A 21,052-nucleotide genomic window follows, 5' to 3' on the forward strand; every position below is an offset into this window, starting at 1 on the left:
GGCCGCTGCGGCCACCGCTTGCTTGAGACCTAGATAGCGCGCATGATCGAAACAGAAATAGAAACGTTGGAAACGGATCGTTTCACTTTATGCGACTTCCCGATCTCGAAGCCTGGGCGATTTTCGCCACCGTCGTCGAACAACGCAGCTTCACCGCCGCCGCCGATGCGCTCAGCCTATCCAAGGCAACTGTGTCCAAGGCGATAACCCGGCTGGAAACCCAGCTCGGCACACAGCTTTTTCACCGCACCTCGCGGACGCTGACGCTCACCGCCGCCGGCCGCGCCCTCGCCCCGCGCGCCGGCGGGATGCTGGCCGAGGCGCGCAATGCCGAGGAAGCGGCGCACGACGAGGCGGCGGCGCCCAGCGGCCTCGTCACCGTCGCCGCGCCGATGACTTTCGGCCTCCAGCGCGTCAGCCCCGCCATCGCCGAATTCCTGAAACTCCATCCCAACATCACGATCGACCTGCGCCTCAGCGACGCCAAGATCGATCTGGTCGCCGAGGGGATCGACGTCGCGCTGCGTATCGCGTCGCTGCCCGACAGCTCGCTGCGCGCACGCCGTGTCGGATCGGTGAAGGCCTATATCGCGGCCGCGCCCGCCTATCTCGATCGCAAGGGCCGCCCGCATCACCCTGCCGAACTGGGCGAGCATGATTGCCTTGGCTATTCGCTGCTCCCCACCCCCAATCTCTGGCGCTTCATTGGCCCCGGCGGCGCCGAAGCCGCCGTCCGCCCGCGCGGCCCGTTGATCGCGAACAGTGGAGAGGCGCTGCTTCCCTCGCTGCGCGCCGGACTGGGCATCGCGATCCTGCCCGACTTCATTATCGGCGAGGATATCGAGAAGGGCATTTTGGAGCCGATCCTGACCGACTGGTCGCCGCCGCCGGTCGCGCTTCACCTCGTCACGCCCCCCGGCGCGTTGCGCCCCGCGCGGGTCGAAGCGCTGATCGCCTATCTCCTCACGGCGTTTACCGACTGTCCGCGCTGACCCGCTGACTTAACACGATATTAACGTTTGTCGTTCACACGTCGAATGGTTAATGAATGTCCGGGGGCATCCGAGGGCGATCCGCCATGATGCCGTAGAGGGGGACTGCAAATGCGCGTGTTGCTGATCGAGGATGAGCCGACGACCGCCAAGGCGATCGAGCTGATGCTGTCCTCCGAGGGGTTCAACGTCTATACGACGGATCTGGGCGAGGAAGGCCTCGATCTGGGCAAGCTCTATGATTACGACATCATTCTGCTCGACCTGAACCTGCCCGACATGCACGGCTATGACGTGCTGAAGCGGCTTCGCACCGCGAAGGTTCAGACTCCGGTGCTGATCCTGTCGGGCATCAACGAGATGGACTCCAAGGTCCGCTCCTTCGGCTTCGGCGCCGACGATTACGTCACCAAGCCTTTCCACCGCGACGAGCTGGTCGCCCGCATCCACGCGGTCGTCCGCCGCTCGAAGGGCCATTCGCAGTCGGTCATCCGCACCGGCAAGCTGGCGGTGAACCTCGACGCCAAGACCGTCGAGGTCGACAGCGCCCGCGTGCACCTGACCGGCAAGGAATATGCGATGCTGGAGCTGCTTTCGCTCCGCAAGGGCACCACGCTCACCAAGGAAATGTTCCTCAACCACCTCTATGGCGGGATGGACGAGCCCGAGCTGAAGATCATCGACGTTTTCATCTGCAAACTCCGCAAGAAGCTGAGCCTCGCCTGCAGCGGCGACAATTATATCGAGACCGTCTGGGGCCGCGGCTATGTGCTGCGCGATCCGGACGAGGAGTTCGCGGCTGAGCCGATCGCGGCGGTCGCCTGATCCCCTGTCCAAAGCGTCCAAAGCAGGAGGCCGGCGAGAGATCGCCGGCCTTTTTGCATCCGCGCCGGCGCTTAACGCTTTGCTCAACCCTCCCCGCTAGGCTCCGCGCTTCAGACAAGCGCCATGCAGTTCCTGACCGCCTCTCCTCTCCACACCGCGCGGCTGATCGCCGAGGGTGCCGTCGCGCGGATCGCAGACAAGCTTCTGTCGCCGGCGTCGCTGCTGTCGGTTCAGGCGCTTGGCTGCGCGCTGCTGATCGCGCTGATCTTCACGCTCTCGCGCAGGCGGCGCGCGCGGCCGCTGCGCCCGCGCGTCATTCTCCGGGCGCTTTTTCCGCGCCGCCTGGTCACCAGCCGGTCGGCACAGGCAGATATCAAGCTGTTCCTGTTCAACGCCTTTGCCGCGACGAGCCTGTTCGGATGGGCGATCGTCTCGACCGCCGGCGTCTACAGCGCTGCCGGCGCGATACTGACGACGGCGTTTGGACAGATGCCCGCCGCCCCGATCCCGCACTGGTTGGGCATGGCGATCACGACCGTCCTGCTCTTCCTGGCCTATGAATTCGCCTATTGGCTCGATCATTTCCTGTCGCACAAGGTGCCGCTGCTCTGGCATTTCCATAAGGTGCATCACAGCGCGGAGTCGCTTTCGCCGCTCACCAACTACCGCATCCATCCGGTCAACAGCCTCATCTTCATCAATATCGTCGCACTGGTGACGGGGAGCACCGGGGCCGCGCTCGCTTTCCTTCTGGGCGGCGATCCCGGCCTGCTGACCATCGGCGGCGCAAACCTGCTGCTGGTCCTGTGCGGCTGGATGCTCACGCATCTGCTGCATACGCATTTGTGGATCGCGTTTCGCGGGATCGCGGGCCGGCTGCTTCAGAGCCCGGCGCACCATCAGCTTCACCATTCCTCGGCCCCCGCACATCGCGACTGCAATTTCGGCGCGAGCCTCGCGCTCTTCGACTGGCTGTTCGGCACGCTCGTCCTCCCGCCGCACAAGCGCCCCGCGCTCGCCTTTGGCGTCACGGGCGAGCCAGGCCGGCACGATCTGTCCGGCATCTTCCTCACGCCTTTCGCCGACGCCGCGCGCATGATCGCGCGCGCTTTGCCGCCCCCCGCCGCCGGACGCAAAAGCCGCCTCCAGCGCTGAAGCTGCCGCCCACGCCCCTTGTGCGCCGCAAAAAAACGTCGCAGTCTGGGGCCATTGGATGGTGCTGGTCGTTCGGGAGCGTGAATGGCGGGACGTAGGGCGTTCGACGAAATCTGGGGCTCGGGCAAAAGCGCGGCGCCCCGACCGCAATTCGCTTCGCTCGCGCGGTGGATGGAGGAAACCTCGACGACCGAGCTTCTCCGCCGCCAGCAATCCGCCGAGCAGACCTTCCGCCAGCTCGGCATCACCTTCGCCGTCTATGGCGATGCCGACGCCGCCGAGCGCATCATTCCCTTCGACATCGTCCCGCGCGTCTTCACCGCGTCCGAATGGGCGCGCCTTTCCGCCGGCCTCGTCCAGCGCGTCGAGGCGATCAACGCCTTCCTCGCCGACATCTACGGCCCGCGAAAGATCCTCGCCGACGGCGTCCTGCCGCCCGACCTGATCCTCGGCAATCCGCAGTTCCGGCCCGAGATCGCGGGCGCGCGCCCGCCGCACGGCATCTACGCGCATATCTGCGGCATCGATATGGTCCGCACCGGCCCCTACGACTTCTTCGTGCTCGAGGATAATGCGCGCACCCCCTCGGGCGTGTCCTACATGCTCGAGAATCGCGAGGCGATGATCCGCCTCTGTCCCGAGCTTTTCCGCCAATATCGCGTCGCCGCCGTCGACAGCTATCCCGATCTTCTGCTGGAGACGATGCGCTCGGTCGCGCCGCCGCACACCGGCGCCGATCCGGTCTGCGTCGTGCTCACCCCCGGCCATTTCAACTCGGCCTATTACGAGCACAGCTTCCTCGCCGACACGATGGGCGTCGAGCTTGTCGAGGCCGCCGACCTTGAGGTTGACGAGGACATGGTCTGGATGCGGACCATCTCGGGCCGGGTGAAGGTCGACGTCATCTATCGCCGCGTCGACGATGACTTCCTCGATCCGCTCGTCTTCCGCCCGGATTCGATGCTCGGCGTGCCGGGGCTGATCGCCGCCTATGCGGCGGGCAACGTCACGATCATCAACGCACCCGGCACCGGCATCGCCGATGACAAGGCGATCTACAGCTATATGCCCGAAATCGTGCGCTATTATTCGGGCGGGGACGCTGCGCTCCCCAATGTCGAGACATGGCGCTGCCGCGAGCCCGACGCGCTCAGATATGTGCTCGAACATCTGCCCGAGCTGGTGGTGAAGCTGGTCGACGGATCGGGCGGCTACGGCATGCTCGTCGGCCCCACCGCATCGAAGCAGGAGATCGAGGATTTCCGCGCCGCGCTGGTCGCCGAGCCGCAACGCTACATCGCCCAGCCCACTCTCGCCCTCTCGACCGTACCGACGCTGACGCAGGACGGCATCGCGCCGCGCCACGTCGATTTCCGACCCTTCGTCCTTACCGGATCGAAGGGCGTGAAGATCGTCCCCGGCGGTCTCACCCGCGTCGCGCTGCGCGAAGGGTCGCTGGTCGTCAATTCCAGCCAGGGCGGCGGCACCAAGGACAGCTTCGTGCTGCTCGACGAAGGCGAATGTCCGCCCACCTTGCCGCCCGACGCGCAGATGCAGGTGCAGCAATAATGCTCTCGCGCACCGCATCCTGCCTTTACTGGCTTGGCCGCTATGTCGAGCGCGCCGATTTCACCGCCCGCCTCGTCGAGGCGACCGTCCGGCTCGACGCCCTGTCCGCGCGCCCGGCCGGCGATGCCGCATGGCAAAGCGCGCTGATCGTCACGGGCGCCGACGAAGCCTTCGCCGCGACCGGCGAGACGCTGACCGCGCACAGCGTCGCCCGCTTCCTGACGCTGTCCGACACGCATCCGGGATCGATCGTCAGTTGCCTGTCGATGGCGCGCAACAATGCCCGCGCCGTCCGCACCGCGCTCACGCGCGAGGCGTGGACGGCGATCAACCGCGCCTGGCTGGTGTTCAGCAACCGGTCGAGCCCCGGCGGCGCGCAGGCGACGCTCAACCTCGTCGAGCAGACCAAGGCGGAGACGCGCGGCTTCGAAGGCGCGATCCACCGCATGATGCGCAATCAGGCGAGCTGGTTCGTCCAGCTCGGCTCGGCGATCGAGCGCGCCGACAACACTGCGCGTCTGCTCGACGTCAAATATCACTTGTTGCTGCCGGCGGGCGAGACGGTCGGCGGCACCGTCGACCGCGATCAATGGACGACGATCCTCCAGACCGTCTCGGCCGTCACCGCCTATCGCTGGCTCTACCGCGAGGGCCTGCGCCCGGCCGACGTCGTCGAGCTGCTCGTCGTCCGGCGCGAATTGCCGCGCTCGCTCGCCGCCGCCTGCGAGGAAGTCGTCAATCTGCTCAACGCCCTCGCCAAGCGCATGGGGCTGCAGGGGGAGGCCGACCGCATGGCGCGCGCGCGCCTCTCGCATTTCGCGCGGCTCACGGTCGACCATATCTTCGCGCAAGGCTTCCACGAATATCTCGGCGCGTTCATCGACGAGAATGCCGAGCTCGATGGTGCGATCGCCCGCCAGTTCCGGTTCTTCTGATGCGCATCGCGGTCGATCATCGCACGAGCTATTTCTTCACCGAGCCGCAGGCGCGCGTCGTCCAGTTGCTGCGCATGACGCCGCAGGATCATGAAGCGCAATCGGTGATCGACTGGCGGATCGACGTCGATTGCGACACGCGTCTGCGCGAGCATCTTGACGGCTACGGCAATGTCGTGACGATGCTCTATATCGACGGGCCGATCGATCGGCTCGACATCACCGTGCATGGCGAAGTGCTGACCGAGGATCGCAACGGCATCCTTGCCGACACATATGAACCACTGCCGCCCTCGCTTTATCTCCGTCTCACCCCGCTCACCACCTATAACGACCAGATCTGCGACTTCGCCCGCACTCATGCGCGCGGCGGCGACCGGATCGAGAAGCTCCACGCGCTCAACAGGGCGATCCGCGTCCACGCCGCCTTCGTAGATTGCCGCGTCGATCCCGACCGCACCGCCGCCGATGTTTTCCGTCAGCGCCGGGGCGTGGCGCGGGATTTCGCGCATCTCTTCGTCGCCGCCGCGCGCGGCATCGGGGTTCCGGCGCGCTATGTCTCGGGCCATTGCCTCAGCCTCGGCGCGCCCGCCCGCATGACCGCCCATGCCTGGGTCGAGGCCTATCTGGACGATCTCGGCTGGGTCGGGTTCGATCCGGCGGTCGGCCATAGCCCCGACGAGACCTATGTCCGCGTCGCCTGCGGGATCGACGCGACGCACGCCATGCCGATCAGCGGGTCGCGCATCGGCGGCGGCGCGGAGCTGCTCGACGTCGACGTGCGCGTCGAACCGGCTTAGTTCCCCGTTCGTGCTGGGCGCAGTCGAGACGCGTCTCCCGGCTTCGCTCGCGGCGAACGCTTCGCTATAGACGGCCCGTGATCGGGCAGCCGTCCATAATCGGGGAAAGCCAATGACCTATTGCGTCGGACTGCGCCCTGCCTCCGGGCTGGTGATGATCGCCGATACGCGCACCAATGCGGGCGTCGACAATATCTCCACCTATCGCAAGCTGCATGTCGTGGCGGAAGGCGAGGATCGGCTGATCGTGCTGGCCGCGGCGGGCAGCCTCTCGGTCACGCAGGCCATGCTGGCCTTGCTCGACGAAGGGCTGGCGCCCGAACATCCCGACGAGTGCCCGCGCACACTTGCCACCGTGCCGACCCTCTTCCGCGCCGCCCAGCTTGTCGGCGAAGCCGTCTCGCTCGCGCGCAAGCCCATCGACCTGACGCTCGAGGGCACCGGGATCAACGCCGATGTCACGCTGCTCCTCGGCGGCCGTATCGGCAATGCGCCGCTCGGCCTTTACCTCGTCTATGGCGAGGGGAATTTCATCGAGTACAGCGCCGACAGCCCCTTCCTCCAGATCGGCGAGCGCAAATATGGCAAGCCGATGCTCGATCGCGCGCTCGACTGGAATACGCCGCTGGACGAGGCGGTGAAGATCGGCCTCATCTCCTTCGACGCCGCGATGCGCTCAAACCTGTCGGTCGGCCGTCCGCTCGATCTCGTCGCCATCCCCGCCGATCGCGCCCGCCCCGTGGTGAAGCGCCGGATCGAGGAGGACGACGATTATTACAACCTGCTTTCGCACCGCTGGGGCGAACTGCTCAACGAAGCCCGCGACGCGATCCCCGACCCGCCTTTCATGAGGGGCTGAGGCGGGCGCACCGCGCGCGGGTCAGACCCATGCCACCTTGACCTTCACACGCCGCCGCATCGCAGCGCCAGCTAACCCAAACCCACCGATCATCATCGCCCAGGTCGCGGGCTCGGGCACGGCGGCATAGCCATCCTCCATCGAAATCACGATATTGCTGTAATAACCCGAAACTGGAACCCACGCGTCGGGGATCGCGGGGTTCGGCGTCGCAAGCTGCCAAATACCGAGCACCCAATAGCCGTAATCCCAATTCCACACTGCGAGATTGGGTTCGAAATGATAGGTTTGTGCTGCCTGCACCGTTTCGCCGGGCTGCGGCTGCCAGAAGAAATATCCAATGCTCATGCGTCCATCGATAATGGCAGTATAATCGAACGAGAGCAGTCGGACATTCTTGCCTGGTCTATAATTGGGCGTCCCCATTTCCACGACGCCGCCCAACAACGTCGGCGTATTATCGTAAAGGGTCAGAATAGTTGCTGCCGCACCAGCCGGTGAGGAAGTCGCAACTACGCCGGCGGCAAACACAGTAAATGCGAATCGCACCTTGCCTCTCCCCTGTTCCGAAGAGAATGATGTCATGACGTCATTACTGTCCGGAGACTCCAGCGCCCTATCTCCATTTCGGACAAGTCTCTGGCGGCGCTGATCGATTTCGGCTCGGGCCGTTCAGCCGACGCTGCTTGCGGCGAGCGCGACCCCGTCCTTTTCCTGCGCCTCGGGCGGCGTGAAGCGTTCCCATCCGCCGGCGTTCAGTCGCTCGATCGGCTGGAAGCGCGTCTTGTAGGCCATGCGCGGCGAGCCATCGACCCAATAGCCGAGATAGACATAGGGCAACCCCGCACGCCGCGCGCGGAAGATGTGATCCATGATGATCAGGTTGCCCATGCCGGGGCGCACATCGGCGTCAGGCTCGAAGAAGCTGTAGATCATCGACAGCCCGTCGCCCTGATGATCGGTGAGGCAGGCGCCGACCAGCCGGCCCTGCCGCCCGTTTTCCGCCGGCTCGCGATATTCCATCACATAGCTGCTGACCGGCGTCTGCTCGACCATGTCGGCATAATCCATCTCGTCCATGCCGGCCATGCCGCCACCCGGGTGCCGCGCATCGAGATAGCGGCGGAGCAGCGCGAACTGCTCTTCGGTCGACCAGGGCCGGCAGGCCGCGACCTCGAGATCGGCGTGGCGGCGGAGCAGCTTGCGCTGCGTCGCATTGGCGCGGAACTGGTTGGCCACCACGCGCACCGAGACGCAGGCCTGGCAATCGACGCAGCTCGGGCGATAGGCGACGCTCTGGCTGCGGCGGAATCCGATGCGCCCCAGCGCGTCGTTGAGCTCCGAGGCATGCGGCCCGCTCAGCTCCGTGAAAACCTTGCGCTCGTTGCGCCCCGGCAGATAGGGGCACGGCGCAGGGCTCGTCACGAAGAAGCGTGGAAATCGAAACGGCGCGGTCACCTGACGTCAAAGCCCCGAATGTCGCTCAACAGGAAGATGACTCCCTATGCGCGCGGCTTTCAAGGACGAAAAGCGGGTTTACCATCAAAGGAGGTTAAGAGGCGCGGTTACCCGCCCTCCGCCGCCCCTAGGCCAGCTCGACAAGGCTCACTTCATAGCCCGAATCGCGTAGCGCATCGATCAGTCGATTGAGATGCTCGCGGTCGCGCGTCTCGCATTCGATGTCGGTGATCAGGCCCTTTGCCGGCAGCGTGGTGAAGACGCGCTGGTGATAGACCTCGATGATGTTCACCTGCTGCTCGTGGAAGATGCGCGCAACATGATAGAGCGCGCCCGGCCGGTCCTGCAGGCGGACGCGCAGGCGCGCCAGCCGGCCCGATCGGGCGAGATCGCGCAGCAGCACGTTGGCGAGCAGCCGCGTATCGATATTGCCGCCGCACAGCACGATGCCGACCTTGCGCCCGACGAACCGCTCGGGATGCGCGAGCAGCGCGGCAAGCCCCGCCGCGCCCGCGCCTTCGACCACGGTCTTCTCGATCTGCAGCAGCAGCGCGACCGCCTTTTCCAGATGCCGCTCGCCGACCAGCACGATGTCGTCGGCCAAACGCCCAACGAACTGCGAGGTGATCGCCCCCGGCTGCTTCACCGCTATGCCTTCGGCCAGCGTGTCGCCCTCGCAGGGCAGCTCGATCTGCTTCAGCCGCGCATACATGGACGGGTAAAGCTCGGCCTGGACGCCGACCAGCCCGATATCGGGCTTCAGTCCGCGCGCCGCCGTGCCCATGCCCGAAAACAGGCCGCCGCCGCCGATCGGGATGATCAGCATGTCGAGATCGGGCGCGTCCTCGAGCATTTCGAGCGCGACCGTCCCCTGCCCCGCGATAATGTGCGGATGATCGAAGGGCGGCACATAGGTCAGCCCGCGCTCGACCTCCAGCTCGCGCGCATAGGCGTTGGCGGCGTCGAACGTCTCGCCGTGGAGGATCACGGTCGCGCCGTGGCTTTCGGTCTGCGTCACCTTCACCGTCGGCGTCGGGCGCGGCATCACGATCGTCACGGGGATGCCCAGCCGGTTGCCATGATAGGCAAGCCCCTGAGCATGATTGCCGGCCGATGCCGCGATCACGCCCTTGGCGCGCTGTTCGGCGGGCATCTGCAGCAGGGTGTTGAGCGCGCCGCGCTCCTTATAGGCGGCAGTGAACTGGTGATTCTCGAACTTCACCCACACTTCGGCGCCGGTCAGGTTCGAGAGCGTCTGGCTCCTGAACGTCGGCGTGCGCACCACCGCGCCCTCAATGCGCGCGGCGGCCGCGCGGACATCGTCGAGCGTGACGGGAAGGGGCGAGTCTGTTTTTACCGCGGTAGCCATGCCGCGCGCCTAGCGCATCTGGCGCTCGGGGGAAACACAGGTTAACCCGCTCGCCATGGCTCGCATCGCATTCATCGGCCTCGGCGTCATGGGCGCCCCCATGGCCCGCCACCTGGCCGCCGCCGGCAACGACCTCATCGTCTATAATCGCACGCGCGCCAAGGCGGATGCCTGGGTCGCGGCGCATGGCGGCCGGGCTGCCGCCACGCCGGCCGAGGCGGCGGAGGGTGCGGACGCGGTGATATCCTGCGTCGGCAATGACGATGACCTTGCCCAGGTCACGCTTGGCCGCGACGGCGCGTTCGGCGCGATGAGGAAAGGCGCGGTCTTCGTCGACCATACCACCGTTTCGGCGCGAATCGCCCGCCAGCTCGCCGTCGAGGCCAAGTCGCGCGATCTGCTTTGCGTCGACGCTCCGGTCTCGGGTGGGCAGGCCGGCGCGGAAAATGGCAAGCTCTCGATCATGTGCGGCGGGACAGAGGCGGCGATGGCAGCCGCGACGCCGCTGATCGGCGCCTATGCGCTCCGCATCGTCCATGTCGGCCCGGCGGGCGCGGGCCAGACCACCAAGATGGTCAACCAGATCGCGATCGCGGGCGTTGTTCAGGGCCTGTCGGAGGCGCTTCGCTTCGCGCAGGCCGCCGAGCTCGATCTCGACAAGGTGTTCGAGGCAGTTTCGGGCGGCGCGGCGTCGAGCTGGCAGATGCTCAACCGCTGGAAGACGATGGCCGACGACAGTTTCGACTTCGGCTTCGCGGTCGACTGGATGCGCAAGGACCTCGGCCTCGCCTTCGAGGAGGCACGCGCCAACGGCGCGACACTCCCCGTCGCCGCACTGGTCGATCAATTCTATGCCGACATTCAGGCGATGGGCGGCAACCGACAGGATACCAGCGCGCTGGTGCGGAGGCTGCCGCGTTGAAATCCTGGCTGCTGGCCGCATGCGCGCTGCTCGCCTCCCCCGCGCTCGCCGACGGGCTGATCGACAATGTCGATGGCGTGACGCTTGACGAGGTCGGCCATATCGTCCGGTTCAGCGGCCTGCTCGTGACCTCAGACGGCAAGGTCGCCAGGCTGCTCGATCGCGGCGAGAAGCGCCCCGAGAAGCTCGATTTCAAGCTCGATGCCGGCGGCAGGACGATGATCCCTGGGCTGATCGACGCGCACGGCCATGTCATGTCGCTCGGCTATCAGGCGTTGACGCTCGATCTGTCCGACACCAGTTCGCTCGACGAGGCCAAGGCGAAGATCGCTGCCTATGCCGCCGCCAACCCCGGCCGCTCGTGGATATTGGGCAGCGGCTGGAACCAGGAAAAGTGGAAGCTCGGCCGCTTCCCCACCGCCGCCGATCTCGACGCGGTCGTCGCCGACAAGCCGGTGTGGCTCGCGCGCGTCGACGGCCATGCCGGCTGGGCCAACAGCCTCGCCCTCAAGGCGGCCGGCGTCACCGCCAGGACGGCGACGCCCGCAGGCGGTCGGATCGAGAAGGTCGGCACGCTTCCCTCCGGCATATTCGTCGACAATGCGATGACCCTGATCGAGAAGGTCCTGCCCGCGCCCAATGCGCGCGACCGCGATCTCGCCTTCGCCAAGGCGCAGGCGATCCTGCTGTCCTTCGGCATCACCACCACCGAGGATATGGGCACCAGCCTGGAAGACTGGATGACCTTCCGCCGCGCGGGCGACGAGGGCAAGCTGAACATGCGGATCATCGCCTACGCCGCCGGCGTCGACGCGATGCAGATGATCGGCGGCCCCGGCCCGACGCCGTGGCTCTACGCCGATCATCTGCGCATGGCGGGCGTGAAGCTGCTCGCGGACGGTGCGCTCGGCTCGCGCGGGGCATGGCTCAAGAAACCCTATGCCGATGCGCCGACGCAGACCGGCCTCGGCTTCATGGACGATGCAAAGCTGCGCAATCTGATGAGCCGCGCGGCGATGGACAATTTCCAGGTCGCGGTCCACGCGATCGGCGACGCCGCCAACGCCCAGCTGCTCGGCGCGATCGAGGAATTGTCCGAAACCTACAAGGGCGACCGGCGCTGGCGCATCGAACATGCCCAGATCGTCGATCCGGTCGATATTGCGCGCTTCGGCAAGAACGGCATCGTCGCCTCGATGCAGCCTGTCCACGAAACGTCGGACCGGCTGATGGCCGAAGCGCGGCTGGGGCCCGATCGGCTCGCCGGCGCCTATGCATGGGCATCGATCCGCGCGACGGGCGCGCACCTCGCCTTCGGGTCGGACTTTCCGGTCGAATCGCCCGATCCCTTCCCCGGCATGGCTGCCGCGATCACGCGCGAGGGCGAGGACGGCGAACCGATCGGCGGCTGGCAGCCGCAGGAACGGGTGAGCCGCGAAGTCGCTTTCGCGGGTTATACGACCGAGGCGGCCTATGCGGGCTTCGCCGAGGATCGGCTGGGCAGGCTCGCGCCCGGCATGCGCGCCGATTTCCTGCTGCTCGATGCCGAGCCGCTCGAACTGCCGCCGGGCGAACTGCGCAGGCTTAGGGTCCGCGAGACCTGGGTTGGAGGTAAGCGTGTCTATGTTCGGAAATAAGGCCGCATTCGTCGCCATCGCGCTGTTCGCGCTGCTGTCGGGCTGCGAAAAGCCCAGCGTGCGCGGATCGGGCAATGTCTCGGCCGAGGATATGGGCAACACCGTCATCGTCCTCGACGACGGCAGCGGCAATCTGACCAACAGCAGCGAGCCGCCTCCGGGCGCCTGGACGATGAAGATCGATTCGGTCGCGCCCGTCGCGATATACGGCCCCTCCGACGCGCAGATCGATTTCGCGGTACGCTGCGATCCCAAGGCGCAGACCATCATCGTCCAGCGCCCCGGCCCGGGCTCGACCGTCACGATCGACGCGGGCGGCGGGCAGAGCCAGACCTTCCCCGGCCAGAATGTCGACGGCAAGGTCGATGCGCGCATCGCGCTCGCCGATCCCTTCCTCAACATACTGACCGGGCCGGCCGGGCGGATCAGCGTCTCGGCAGGCGGCGACGCGGTCGAGGTGCCCACGGGCCGCGCGATCCGCCGCGTGATCGAGGTCTGCCGCAATCCCGCCGCTGCGCCTGCCAATGGCGCGACCATCGCCGGCACCGTTCCATGCGCCGACTGCGACGGCATCGACGTGACGCTGACCTTCGCGGGTGAACCCGGCGCAGGCCGCTACCGGCTGGTGCAGGATTTCCGCGGCAAGGGCACCGTCACACTGGACGGGCTGGCCAGCGTCACCGATGCGGCCGGCAAGGTGCTGCGCCTCCAGCCCGATACGCAGGGCCCGCCCGTCATGTATATCGAGCGTATCGGCGCCGACAGCTGGGTATTCCGCACGACCGACAACAAGCCCAACGACGCGCTCAAGGCCTATCCGCTGACGCGCCAGCCCTGATCTGCGACCTGATCGAAGGGCGACGCCGGTTCGCGCCGCCCTTCGCCTCAGCTCTCAATCCGCATCGGCATATTTGACCGAGCAACCATAGGGCCGCGATTCCGCGACCGCGACGGGCTTGCCCGCCTTCATGTCGGCCAGCGCGGCGAGGACATAATTGTTCGCCGTCGCGATATCCGCCTTGTCGGCCGTCGGCTTGTCGTCGATCCCGCCTTGATAGACGAGCTTGCCGTCAGGGGCGATCACATACATGTGCGGCGTCGTCTTGGCGGCATAGGTCTTGCCAACCACGCCTTTGACGTCGAGCAGATAGTCAGTCGGCTGCGCCTTCTGCGCGACGACGAAGGCCTTGGCCTGCGGGCCGGTCATATAGCCCTGCTTGCCCGGCGCGCCTGAGTTGATCGTCAGCCACACCACCCCGTCGCGCTGCGCGGCGGCCTGCGTCTTCTGCATGTTGCCGCTCTCATAATGCTTCTTCACGAAGGGGCAGCCGGGGTTGTTCCACTCGAGAACCACCGTTTTGCCCTTATATTGCGAAAGCTGGACGACCTGCCCGTTCATGTCGGTCAGCTTGAAATCGCGCGCCGGCGCACCCGTCGCCTGCTGCGCCAGCACCGGTGCCGCCATCAGCAGCGCCAGCGCCAAACCTGCCTCGATCCGCATTGCCATCGTCTCCTCCTGCGATGTCACGCCCCTCCGCAAGCAAGCATAACGCGCGAGAGGATCAGGAAGCCAGCCCCGCCAGCAATCCCGGCGTCAGCACCTGTGGCAACACCTGTGGCGCGGCCGCGCCGGGCGCGTAATAGAGGTAGAGCGGCACGCCCGAGCGGCCATGCTCCTCGATGAAGCGGCCGAGCTTGGGGTCGCCGTCGGTCCAGTCGCCGACGAGCACCGCCACTTTCTTCGCCGCAAAGGCCTGCCGGGCGGTCGCGCTGTCGATCGCGACCTTCTCGTTGACCTTGCACGACAGGCACCAGTCGGCAGTGAAATAGGCGAAGACCGGCCGCCCTTCGGCGCGCAGCGCGGCAAGCCGTTCCTCGCTGAAGGCCTCATGGCCGTCGGCCGATGCGGCCTGCGCTGCGGCAGGCGCGTCGCGCGGCAGCGTCACCGCGATCGCCAACCCCGCCGCCAGTGCGGGCAGCAGCACCGGCCACAGCGGCTTGCCGCCGATCTGCCGCCGCCCCGCCCACCACAGGCCGAGCGCGAGGATCAGCGCCGCGACAAGGCCCAGCGTCATCGCATTGACCCCCGCCTGCCGCCCGAGAATCCAGGCAAGCCCGATCGAGGTCAGGAACATCGGCACCGACAGCACGCGCCGGAACAGGTCCATCCAGGCCCCCGGCTTGGGCAGCAGCCGCCTCAGCGCGGGCACGAAGCCGAGCAGCAGGAACGGCAGCGCCAGCCCTAGCCCGAGCCCCGCGAAAATCGCGATCGCGGCCGCCGCGGGCAGCACCAGCGCCGCGCCCAGTGCCACGCCCATGAACGGCCCGGTGCAAGGCGTGGCGATGAAGGCCGCAAGTGCGCCCGTCCAGAACGCCCCCGCCGCGCCCTTCTTCGCCGCCAGCCCGCCGCCGACATTGATCACGCCCAGCTCGAACAGCCCGGCAAGATTGAGCGCGATCGCAGTCACCAGCAGCAGCAACACGGTGATGACGCGCGGATCCTGCAACTGGAAGGCCCAGCCCGCCGCAACGCCCCCGGCACGCAGCGCCAGCAATATCCCGCCCAGCACGACGCAGACGAGGATGACCCCGGCGGTATAGGCCAGCCCCTCGCGCCGCGCCGCCTGTTCGTCGACCCCCGCCTTGGCAAGACTCAGCGCCTTCAGGCTCAGGATCGGGAAGACGCAGGGCATGATGTTGAGCACCAGCCCGCCGAGGATCGCGCCACCCAGCGCGATCAGGATCGTCGCGGCCATGCCCTGCGGCGCGGCGCTCCCCTCCGCCCCCGCCGTTTCGCCCGCCGCCGGCACCGCGCCGGGCGTGGCGTTGAGCGAAAGGCCGACATTGGGCCCGATCGCCAGCACGCCGTCGATGCTCTCAGGCTTCTTCGCGCCCGCCGCCGCCTTGGTCTCGACGATCAGCATGTCGCCCGTCCGCGAAACGCTTTGCGGCGCGGCATAGTCGATCGCGTCCAGCGTCTGCGGATAGAAATAGGGGGCCTTCGCCGCCGCGCTCGCAGGCAGCGGGATCGCGATGCGCAGCTTGTCTCCCACACGCTCGAAATGCGCGGCGCTCCCCAGCGGACGCGGCAGCCTCGCGCGCCAGCCGTCGAACGTCGCGCGCCGCGCGGGGTCCACCGCGCCGTCGCCGACCACGAGGTCGATCGACAGCGTCGCCTTCGCCGGCACGCAGATTTCCCTGGTGCATTCCAGCCAGTCGGCGAGCAGCTTGACGGGCAGCTTCGTGCCCGGCGCGATCCCCGCCGGGATCTTCAGCTCGACGAGCTGGGCATAGTCGCCTTCATAGACATATTGCATCAACCCGGCGAGCAGCAGCTGGCCCGGCACCGGATAGCGCAGCTCGCCGGCCGTCACGCCTGCGGGCAGCGTCCATGTCAGCCGCGTCTCGACGCCTGCGTCGCCCGGATTCTTCCAATAGCCGTGCCAGCCGGGCGTCGGCTTCATCGCCAGCGCAAGCGTGACGCTGCTTCCCGCCGCCGGCCGGTCGCTCTCTGCGACCAACGACGGCGTGATGTGCGGCGCGTCCCCGCCCTGCGCGCGGCCGGTCGCCGGCATGATTGCCAACAGCAAAGCCGTGATTGCCATGATAACGTAACGCTGGGCTTGCATCGGCACCGTCTGTCCTGAAAGGGATTGATCCTCATTGCCGCACGGGGGCGGCCGCCGACAAGGAGACATATGTGTTTCGCTCGCTGATGGTTACAGCCCTCGCCGCGCTTTCGTCCACTGCGCTTGCCCAGCCTGCGGCGCCCGCGCCTCAGGCCGCTGCCGTCCAGGCCACTTTTCCCGCCAAGGCCCCGACGCTGATCGTCGCGATTTCGGTGGACCAGTTCTCGGCCAATCTCTTCGCCGAATATCGCACCATCTTCGACGGCGGCTTCAAGCGCCTCGAACAGGGCGCGGTCTTCCCTTCGGGCTACCAGACCCACGCCGCGACCGAAACCTGCCCCGGCCATTCGACGATCCTGACCGGCAGCCACCCGAGCCGCACCGGGATCATCGCCAACAGCTGGGTCGATCAGTCGGCAAAGCGCGCAGACAAGATGATCTACTGCGCCGAGGACGAAACGCTCCCCGGCAGCGATTCGAGCAACTATACGGCCAGCAACGTCCATCTCCTCGTCCCCACGCTCGGCGAGCGGATGAAGACCGCCAATCCGGCGACGCGCGTCGTCTCGGTCGCGGGCAAGGATCGCGCGGCGATCATGATGGGCGGCCACAAGGTCGACCAGCTCTGGTACTGGGATGCGCGCGCGAAGGACTATATCGCCCCCGCCGGGCAGAAGGCCGATCCGGTCGTGGCGCAGGTCCGCGCCGCCGTCGCCGCCGCGATCGCCAAGCCGCGCGATGCGATGCCGCTCCCCGCGCCCTGCGTGCCCAAGGCGATCCCGGTCAAGATCGGCGATTTCACCGTCGGCGACGGCCGCTTCGGCCGCAAGGCCGGCGACTATAACGCCTTCCGCTACTCGCCCGAGTTCGACGCCGCGACGCTCACGCTCGCCGAGGCGCTCATCGAAAGCATGAAGCTGGGCAAGGGCCCGGCCCCCGACATCATCTCGATCGGCCTGTCGGCGACCGACTATGTCGGCCATGCCTATGGCACCGAAGGCAGCGAGATGTGCCTCCAGCTCACCACGCTCGATTCGGATCTCGGCGCCTTCTTCGACCGGCTCGATGCGACGGGCGTCGACTATGTCGTCGTGCTCACCGCCGATCATGGCGGGCTCGACGTGCCCGAGCGCAACCGCGAGCATGCGATGCCCGACGCCGTGCGCGTCGAGCCGCGCCTGCTTCCCGCCAATATGGGCAAGGCGATCGGCGAGAAGCTCGGTGTCGCGGGCCCAGTGCTGCTCGGCGACGGCCCCTTTGGTGACATGTATGTCGACAAGGCGATCACCGGCGACCAGCGCAAGCGCGTGCTCGACGCCGCCGTCGCCGCCTATCGCGCCGATCCGCAGGTCGCCGCCGTCTTCACCGCCGACGAGATCGCCGCCGGCAAGTCGCCCGCCGGCCATCCCGAGCTATGGACCCTGCTCGATCGCGCGCGCGGCTCCTTCAAGGCCGGGCGCTCGGGCGATTTCGTCGTGATGCTCAAGCCGCTCGTCACGCCGATCGCGACCCCGCGCATCGGCGGCACCGCGACTCACGGCAGCGTCTGGGATTATGACCGCCGCGTCCCCATCGCCTTCTGGCGCAAGGGCATGACCGGTTTCGAGCAGCCCGGCCCAATCGAGACGGTCGATATCCTGCCGACCCTCGCCGCGCTGATCGGCCTGCCCGTCCCCGCGAACGAGATTGACGGCCGCTGCCTCGATCTCGACGCCGGCCCCGGCTCGACCTGCCCGGCGCAATAAGCGCCGCATCGCACGCTCCATCCGCCGGGGTGGAGCGTGCTCAGCGCGTCGCGAAGCTCGCTATCCCCGGCCCCAGCCGGTTGACGCCGATCTTCAGCGCCTCGTGGCTCCAGTCGACGATGAAGGTCGTGCGCCGCTCCACCCCCGGCGCGATCGTCGCGACATTGTCGGTGATCGTCAGCCCGGCCGAACTGTTCTCGCGCGCTTCCGCCGCCACCGCGATCAGCGCGGAGTAATTCTCCTTGTCACGCCCCTGGACGAAGACGTTGCGCGCGATCGTTCCCGTCGCCCCGGCGGGCAGGTCGATCATGTAATTGGTCGTCCGCCCGGCGCTGTCGTCAAAACTCGAATCGCTCACCGCCACGATCGGCGCGCGGCTCTTCACATAATGGCCGCCCCGCCCCCGCTCGAAGCGCGACGCGGTGACGCTCAGCGCGCCATAATGGCCGATATAGATGGAATGGGCACAGCTCAGCCCCCGGTCACAGCGCCCCAGCCCCGCAAAGGTCGATCGATCGATGCTGATCGTCGCGCCGGGATCGTCGGCCGACAAAATCCCTTCCTCGCTGTCGAGGAACATCGCGTTGGAAACGGAAAGGTCGCCCTTCTCGATCCTGATCCCCGCGCCATTCGCGTCGGGGACGCTGATCCCGCGGAAGACGATACCCTCGACGCGCGCCGATCGCCCGCGCAGCACCAGCACCGCCTTGCCCTCGCACGCCACGCCCTCGAAGATCGCCTTGCCCGGCACGGCAGCGCGATAGGTGATACGCCCCGCTTCCTGCACCGCGCACATCCGGTAGCTGCCCGGCGCGATTAGGATCGTCCCCTCGCCTCCGCCGATCGCTGCGACCGCCTCGGCCAGCGTTGGATAGCTGCGCCCGCTCTCCGCGACACGGAACGGTCCGTCATGCTGCGCGACCAGCGGCGACGCGAGAAAGGCCGTCACGGCCCCCAGGGCGACCAGCGAAATACGGGCGGCATGCGCGATCATCGCGCCGACGCTGGAACGCGCGCACGCGCGGGTCGAGTGCGGAACGGGGTTAACGCGCGCCCGTCCCTTTCCGGGACAAGCCCCCGAAATGTCGATTCTTTGCAATCGCGACTCGGCCCGATGTGTCAATCAGGCGCGCATCAGGGGGATGGGGTACGGGCGATCGGCGGCCTTTCATGGCGCGTCCGTCGTCCGCCGGGCACCGTCCGCGATTGCGACCGCGCGGAAACGGCCTCGGAAAACCGGAAGGCCCCGGCAGCAATGCCGGGGCCTTCGCTCGTTATGGGGTTTGATCCGGTTTTGCCCGATCGGGTTCGCCCCCGTGTCAGCGCACCGATCCCGAGCGCAGCAGCCTCGGCAGCAGCACCGCGGCGCCCAGGATCGGCCAGCGCCGCTGCCAAGGCCTGATCTCGATCCGCGCGCCCGAATGGCGGCTGATCTTCCAGGCCAGATAGTCGATGCCGCCGGCGAAGGTGAAGCTCGCCTTGGCCAGCCGCGCCAGCGTCAGCCGCTTGCCGCGCCGCGTCAGCCGCCGCCAGCGCGCGTCGAGATCGGGGAGCGGCGGAACCTCGCCCAATACCTCGCCCAGCGCGCGATACCAGTCGGGCGCGAAATCGACGATCGACCCCGGCCGATCGCCGCGCTCGGCACGCAGCTCGGCGCCATAGGTCAGGGTGAAGCCGCGCCGCCAGCGATCGAGCACATCTTCCCCCGCCACCGGCGCGGTGTGCGCGAGCAGGGTCGCCGGGGCCTGCGCCACCGCCGCGATCACGCGCGCGGCCGCCGCCATATCGCTTTGCCAGACGAGGCGAATCGGCTGGGCGAAACGCGCCCAGACCGAGACATTGTCCGCCCCCACCCCACACAGCCGGTGCAGGTCGGCCTCGCTCAGCACCGCATATTTGGCAGCCACGCCATCCTTCTCGAAGGGAAAGACGTTGGGCGGCAGCAGGCGATTGGCCCGCGCCAGCCATCCCTTACCATAGGCCGCGTCATAATCGCTGACGATCAGGTAGAAATCGAGCATCTGCCCTTCGACGACGGTGCTGCGCAGCACCGATCCATAGAAGAGCACCGCACGCGCCGCCTCGCCATAGGGCGCCGCGATCGCGGCGGCGGCGGCCGCCGCGCGCGGATCGACAGGCTTGGCGAGTTCGGCGGCGAAGAGCCCGGCGACGCCGGTCATGCCTCGATCCTCAGGCGGCAAGCCGCAGGAAGGGCACCGGCGAGGTCTTCTGCAGCAGGATCGGCCGGCCGGTCCGCGTCTCGAAAATCTCGCCGTCGAGGATCACGCTTGAACGCTCGCCGTCGATCTGGATCTGGTCGCCGCGCTCGATATGCACGCCCTGCATCCGGTCCCGCCCCAGCCGGCCGAAGATGCTGGCGAGCAGCGCGCGTGCAAGCGCGATCGGGCTCTGGTCGACCGCCATCAGCTTCAGCTGCCCGCCATGCTCGGTCTTGCTGCCCAGCAGCATGCGTTCGAGCGTGGTGACGATCAGCAGCGTGAAGCGCCCGCTAATCTCGTTGTCGCGTACCAGCGAGACGCTGACCGGGCTGGGCCGCGGCGGCAGGAAGCTCGCCCGGATGCCGAAGATCAGCGACGCCAGCACCGCCAGGAAGGCGATGAAATGGCTCAGGCTGTTGGGCAGGCCGAGCGGATAGATCTTGTTGCGGCAATAAAGGATGATGTCGGCCAGCCCGGCGCCGCCAAGGAACATGCCCAGCACCGGCTTCGCGCCCTCGCTGCCGCCGGTCAGCGCGATCAGCTCGCGGCGGACGATGTGCGGCGCCATGTCGGACTTGGCGATATCGACGATCTGGTCGAGTGCTGCGAGCGGATCGCCCTGCGCGCCCAGATCGAGCGCGATCAGGTTGGTCTTGCCGTTGGGCAGCACCGCGACCGGGGGCGGCGCGTCGCCGAAATGACCGCCCAGATGCAATTCGGTCAGCGCCGCCTGCACCGTGCCGTCGCCGCCGTTGACGACGAGCACCTTGGGGCTGACGCAGGCGATCGACCGCATCGCATCGGCGATCTGATCGACATGCTCGACTTCATAATGGAAAATATCGGGGTGGTTCGCGCAATAGGCGCGGACGCGCGGCAGCAGCGCCCGGTTGCCCGTCGATTTCGGATTGGACAGCAGCGCGACGCTCACCATTCAG

Annotated in this window: 19 protein-coding genes; 11 read left to right on the top strand and 8 right to left on the bottom strand. The window is 67.3% G+C overall.

Annotation, left to right across the window (positions count from 1 at the left end; all coding sequences use genetic code 11):
- The first annotated feature begins 89 nt into the window (after positions 1-89).
- The 7 genes from AC3WT0_RS03940 to AC3WT0_RS03970 all read left to right on the top strand — a co-directional run bounded on the left by AC3WT0_RS03940 (position 90) and on the right by AC3WT0_RS03970 (position 7,135).
- Complete coding sequence (locus AC3WT0_RS03940) at positions 90-992, top strand: LysR family transcriptional regulator (RefSeq protein ID WP_492751649.1); 903 nt, start codon at positions 90-92, stop codon at positions 990-992.
- Between the two features lie 111 nt (positions 993-1,103).
- Positions 1,104-1,817 (top strand): response regulator transcription factor CtrA, encoded by a 714-nt coding sequence (gene ctrA / locus AC3WT0_RS03945; protein WP_492751651.1) that lies wholly within the window; start codon positions 1,104-1,106, stop codon positions 1,815-1,817.
- 123 nt (positions 1,818-1,940) lie between these two features.
- Complete coding sequence (locus tag AC3WT0_RS03950; protein WP_492751652.1) at positions 1,941-2,972, top strand: sterol desaturase family protein; 1,032 nt, start codon at positions 1,941-1,943, stop codon at positions 2,970-2,972.
- Between the two features lie 84 nt (positions 2,973-3,056).
- Positions 3,057-4,541, top strand: coding sequence for a circularly permuted type 2 ATP-grasp protein (locus AC3WT0_RS03955; RefSeq protein WP_492751653.1), 1,485 nt, complete (start codon positions 3,057-3,059; stop codon positions 4,539-4,541).
- Positions 4,541-5,476: an alpha-E domain-containing protein gene (locus AC3WT0_RS03960; protein ID WP_492751654.1), complete on the top strand. Its 936-nt coding sequence runs from the start codon at positions 4,541-4,543 to the stop codon at positions 5,474-5,476. The genes AC3WT0_RS03955 and AC3WT0_RS03960 overlap by 1 nt, the downstream gene beginning before the upstream one ends.
- Positions 5,476-6,276, top strand: a complete 801-nt coding sequence (locus tag AC3WT0_RS03965) for a transglutaminase family protein (RefSeq protein WP_492751655.1) — start codon at positions 5,476-5,478, stop codon at positions 6,274-6,276. Before AC3WT0_RS03960 ends, AC3WT0_RS03965 begins: the two co-directional genes overlap by 1 nt.
- Positions 6,277-6,388: 112 nt before the next feature.
- The gene (locus tag AC3WT0_RS03970) at positions 6,389-7,135 is read left to right on the top strand and encodes a proteasome-type protease (protein ID WP_492751656.1); all 747 of its coding nucleotides are present in this window, start codon (positions 6,389-6,391) and stop codon (positions 7,133-7,135) included.
- Positions 7,136-7,156: 21 nt separating this feature from the next.
- On the opposite strand, the gene AC3WT0_RS03975 is transcribed toward AC3WT0_RS03970, so the two are convergent.
- The 3 genes from AC3WT0_RS03975 to AC3WT0_RS03985 all read right to left on the bottom strand — a co-directional run bounded on the left by AC3WT0_RS03975 (position 7,157) and on the right by AC3WT0_RS03985 (position 9,962).
- Positions 7,157-7,684: a PEPxxWA-CTERM sorting domain-containing protein gene (locus AC3WT0_RS03975; RefSeq protein ID WP_492751657.1), complete on the bottom strand. Its 528-nt coding sequence runs from the start codon at positions 7,682-7,684 to the stop codon at positions 7,157-7,159.
- Between the two features lie 123 nt (positions 7,685-7,807).
- Complete coding sequence (locus AC3WT0_RS03980) at positions 7,808-8,593, bottom strand: arginyltransferase (protein WP_492751658.1); 786 nt, start codon at positions 8,591-8,593, stop codon at positions 7,808-7,810.
- A gap of 127 nt (positions 8,594-8,720) precedes the next feature.
- Complete coding sequence (locus tag AC3WT0_RS03985; RefSeq protein ID WP_492751660.1) at positions 8,721-9,962, bottom strand: threonine ammonia-lyase; 1,242 nt, start codon at positions 9,960-9,962, stop codon at positions 8,721-8,723.
- 16 nt (positions 9,963-9,978) lie between these two features.
- Between AC3WT0_RS03985 and AC3WT0_RS03990 the strand changes: the two genes are divergently transcribed.
- From AC3WT0_RS03990 to AC3WT0_RS04000, 3 genes are read left to right on the top strand one after another with little or no spacing between them, the layout of a single operon-like run.
- Entirely contained in the window at positions 9,979-10,884 is a 906-nt protein-coding gene (locus AC3WT0_RS03990; RefSeq protein WP_492751853.1) for an NAD(P)-dependent oxidoreductase, read from the top strand.
- The gene (locus AC3WT0_RS03995; protein ID WP_492751662.1) at positions 10,881-12,521 is read left to right on the top strand and encodes an amidohydrolase; all 1,641 of its coding nucleotides are present in this window, start codon (positions 10,881-10,883) and stop codon (positions 12,519-12,521) included. The genes AC3WT0_RS03990 and AC3WT0_RS03995 overlap by 4 nt, the downstream gene beginning before the upstream one ends.
- Positions 12,508-13,359 carry a copper resistance protein NlpE N-terminal domain-containing protein gene (locus tag AC3WT0_RS04000; RefSeq protein WP_492751854.1) on the top strand — a complete coding sequence of 284 codons (852 nt, stop codon included), beginning with the start codon at positions 12,508-12,510 and terminating at the stop codon, positions 13,357-13,359. Before AC3WT0_RS03995 ends, AC3WT0_RS04000 begins: the two co-directional genes overlap by 14 nt.
- 54 nt (positions 13,360-13,413) lie before the next feature.
- Here AC3WT0_RS04000 and AC3WT0_RS04005 read toward each other — a convergent pair whose 3' ends face one another.
- Together AC3WT0_RS04005 and AC3WT0_RS04010 are read right to left on the bottom strand one after the other, a co-directional pair.
- Positions 13,414-14,028 carry a thioredoxin family protein gene (locus tag AC3WT0_RS04005; protein ID WP_492751663.1) on the bottom strand — a complete coding sequence of 205 codons (615 nt, stop codon included), beginning with the start codon at positions 14,026-14,028 and terminating at the stop codon, positions 13,414-13,416.
- 55 nt (positions 14,029-14,083) lie between these two features.
- On the bottom strand, positions 14,084-16,150 hold the full coding sequence (locus AC3WT0_RS04010) for a protein-disulfide reductase DsbD family protein (RefSeq protein WP_492751856.1): 2,067 nt from the start codon (positions 16,148-16,150) through the stop codon (positions 14,084-14,086).
- Positions 16,151-16,236: 86 nt separating this feature from the next.
- Here AC3WT0_RS04010 and AC3WT0_RS04015 point away from each other — a divergent pair, with 86 nt between their 5' ends.
- A complete protein-coding gene (locus tag AC3WT0_RS04015; protein WP_492751857.1) occupies positions 16,237-17,895 on the top strand; it encodes an alkaline phosphatase family protein in 1,659 nt (552 codons plus the stop codon).
- A gap of 40 nt (positions 17,896-17,935) precedes the next feature.
- Here the strand turns inward: AC3WT0_RS04015 and AC3WT0_RS04020 are convergent, their stop codons facing one another.
- From AC3WT0_RS04020 to AC3WT0_RS04030, 3 genes are all read right to left on the bottom strand, one after another.
- Entirely contained in the window at positions 17,936-18,889 is a 954-nt protein-coding gene (locus AC3WT0_RS04020) for a right-handed parallel beta-helix repeat-containing protein (RefSeq protein WP_492751664.1), read from the bottom strand.
- Positions 18,890-19,214: 325 nt separating this feature from the next.
- Complete coding sequence (locus tag AC3WT0_RS04025) at positions 19,215-20,075, bottom strand: hypothetical protein (RefSeq protein ID WP_492751665.1); 861 nt, start codon at positions 20,073-20,075, stop codon at positions 19,215-19,217.
- Between the two features lie 10 nt (positions 20,076-20,085).
- A complete protein-coding gene (locus AC3WT0_RS04030; protein ID WP_492751666.1) occupies positions 20,086-21,048 on the bottom strand; it encodes a diacylglycerol/lipid kinase family protein in 963 nt (320 codons plus the stop codon).
- Positions 21,049-21,052 lie beyond the last annotated feature (4 nt).

The organism is Sphingomonas sp. EU05-FHT14C10 (genome assembly GCF_058790595.1).

Excerpts from the sequence above, each read along its gene's own strand:
- AC3WT0_RS03940 (WP_492751649.1), top strand. The coding sequence starts at position 90 with ATGCGACTTCCCGATCTCGAAGCCTGGGCGATTTTCGCCACCGTCGTC.
- ctrA (WP_492751651.1), top strand. The coding sequence starts at position 1,104 with ATGCGCGTGTTGCTGATCGAGGATGAGCCGACGACCGCCAAGGCGATC.
- AC3WT0_RS03950 (WP_492751652.1), top strand. The coding sequence starts at position 1,941 with ATGCAGTTCCTGACCGCCTCTCCTCTCCACACCGCGCGGCTGATCGCC.
- AC3WT0_RS03955 (WP_492751653.1), top strand. The coding sequence starts at position 3,057 with ATGGCGGGACGTAGGGCGTTCGACGAAATCTGGGGCTCGGGCAAAAGC.
- AC3WT0_RS03960 (WP_492751654.1), top strand. The coding sequence starts at position 4,541 with ATGCTCTCGCGCACCGCATCCTGCCTTTACTGGCTTGGCCGCTATGTC.
- AC3WT0_RS03965 (WP_492751655.1), top strand. The coding sequence starts at position 5,476 with ATGCGCATCGCGGTCGATCATCGCACGAGCTATTTCTTCACCGAGCCG.
- AC3WT0_RS03970 (WP_492751656.1), top strand. The coding sequence starts at position 6,389 with ATGACCTATTGCGTCGGACTGCGCCCTGCCTCCGGGCTGGTGATGATC.
- AC3WT0_RS03985 (WP_492751660.1), bottom strand. The coding sequence starts at position 9,962 with ATGGCTACCGCGGTAAAAACAGACTCGCCCCTTCCCGTCACGCTCGAC.
- AC3WT0_RS04000 (WP_492751854.1), top strand. The coding sequence starts at position 12,508 with ATGTTCGGAAATAAGGCCGCATTCGTCGCCATCGCGCTGTTCGCGCTG.
- AC3WT0_RS04005 (WP_492751663.1), bottom strand. The coding sequence starts at position 14,028 with ATGGCAATGCGGATCGAGGCAGGTTTGGCGCTGGCGCTGCTGATGGCG.
- AC3WT0_RS04010 (WP_492751856.1), bottom strand. The coding sequence starts at position 16,150 with ATGCAAGCCCAGCGTTACGTTATCATGGCAATCACGGCTTTGCTGTTG.
- AC3WT0_RS04015 (WP_492751857.1), top strand. The coding sequence starts at position 16,237 with ATGGTTACAGCCCTCGCCGCGCTTTCGTCCACTGCGCTTGCCCAGCCT.
- AC3WT0_RS04020 (WP_492751664.1), bottom strand. The coding sequence starts at position 18,889 with ATGATCGCGCATGCCGCCCGTATTTCGCTGGTCGCCCTGGGGGCCGTG.
- AC3WT0_RS04025 (WP_492751665.1), bottom strand. The coding sequence starts at position 20,075 with ATGACCGGCGTCGCCGGGCTCTTCGCCGCCGAACTCGCCAAGCCTGTC.
- AC3WT0_RS04030 (WP_492751666.1), bottom strand. The coding sequence starts at position 21,048 with ATGGTGAGCGTCGCGCTGCTGTCCAATCCGAAATCGACGGGCAACCGG.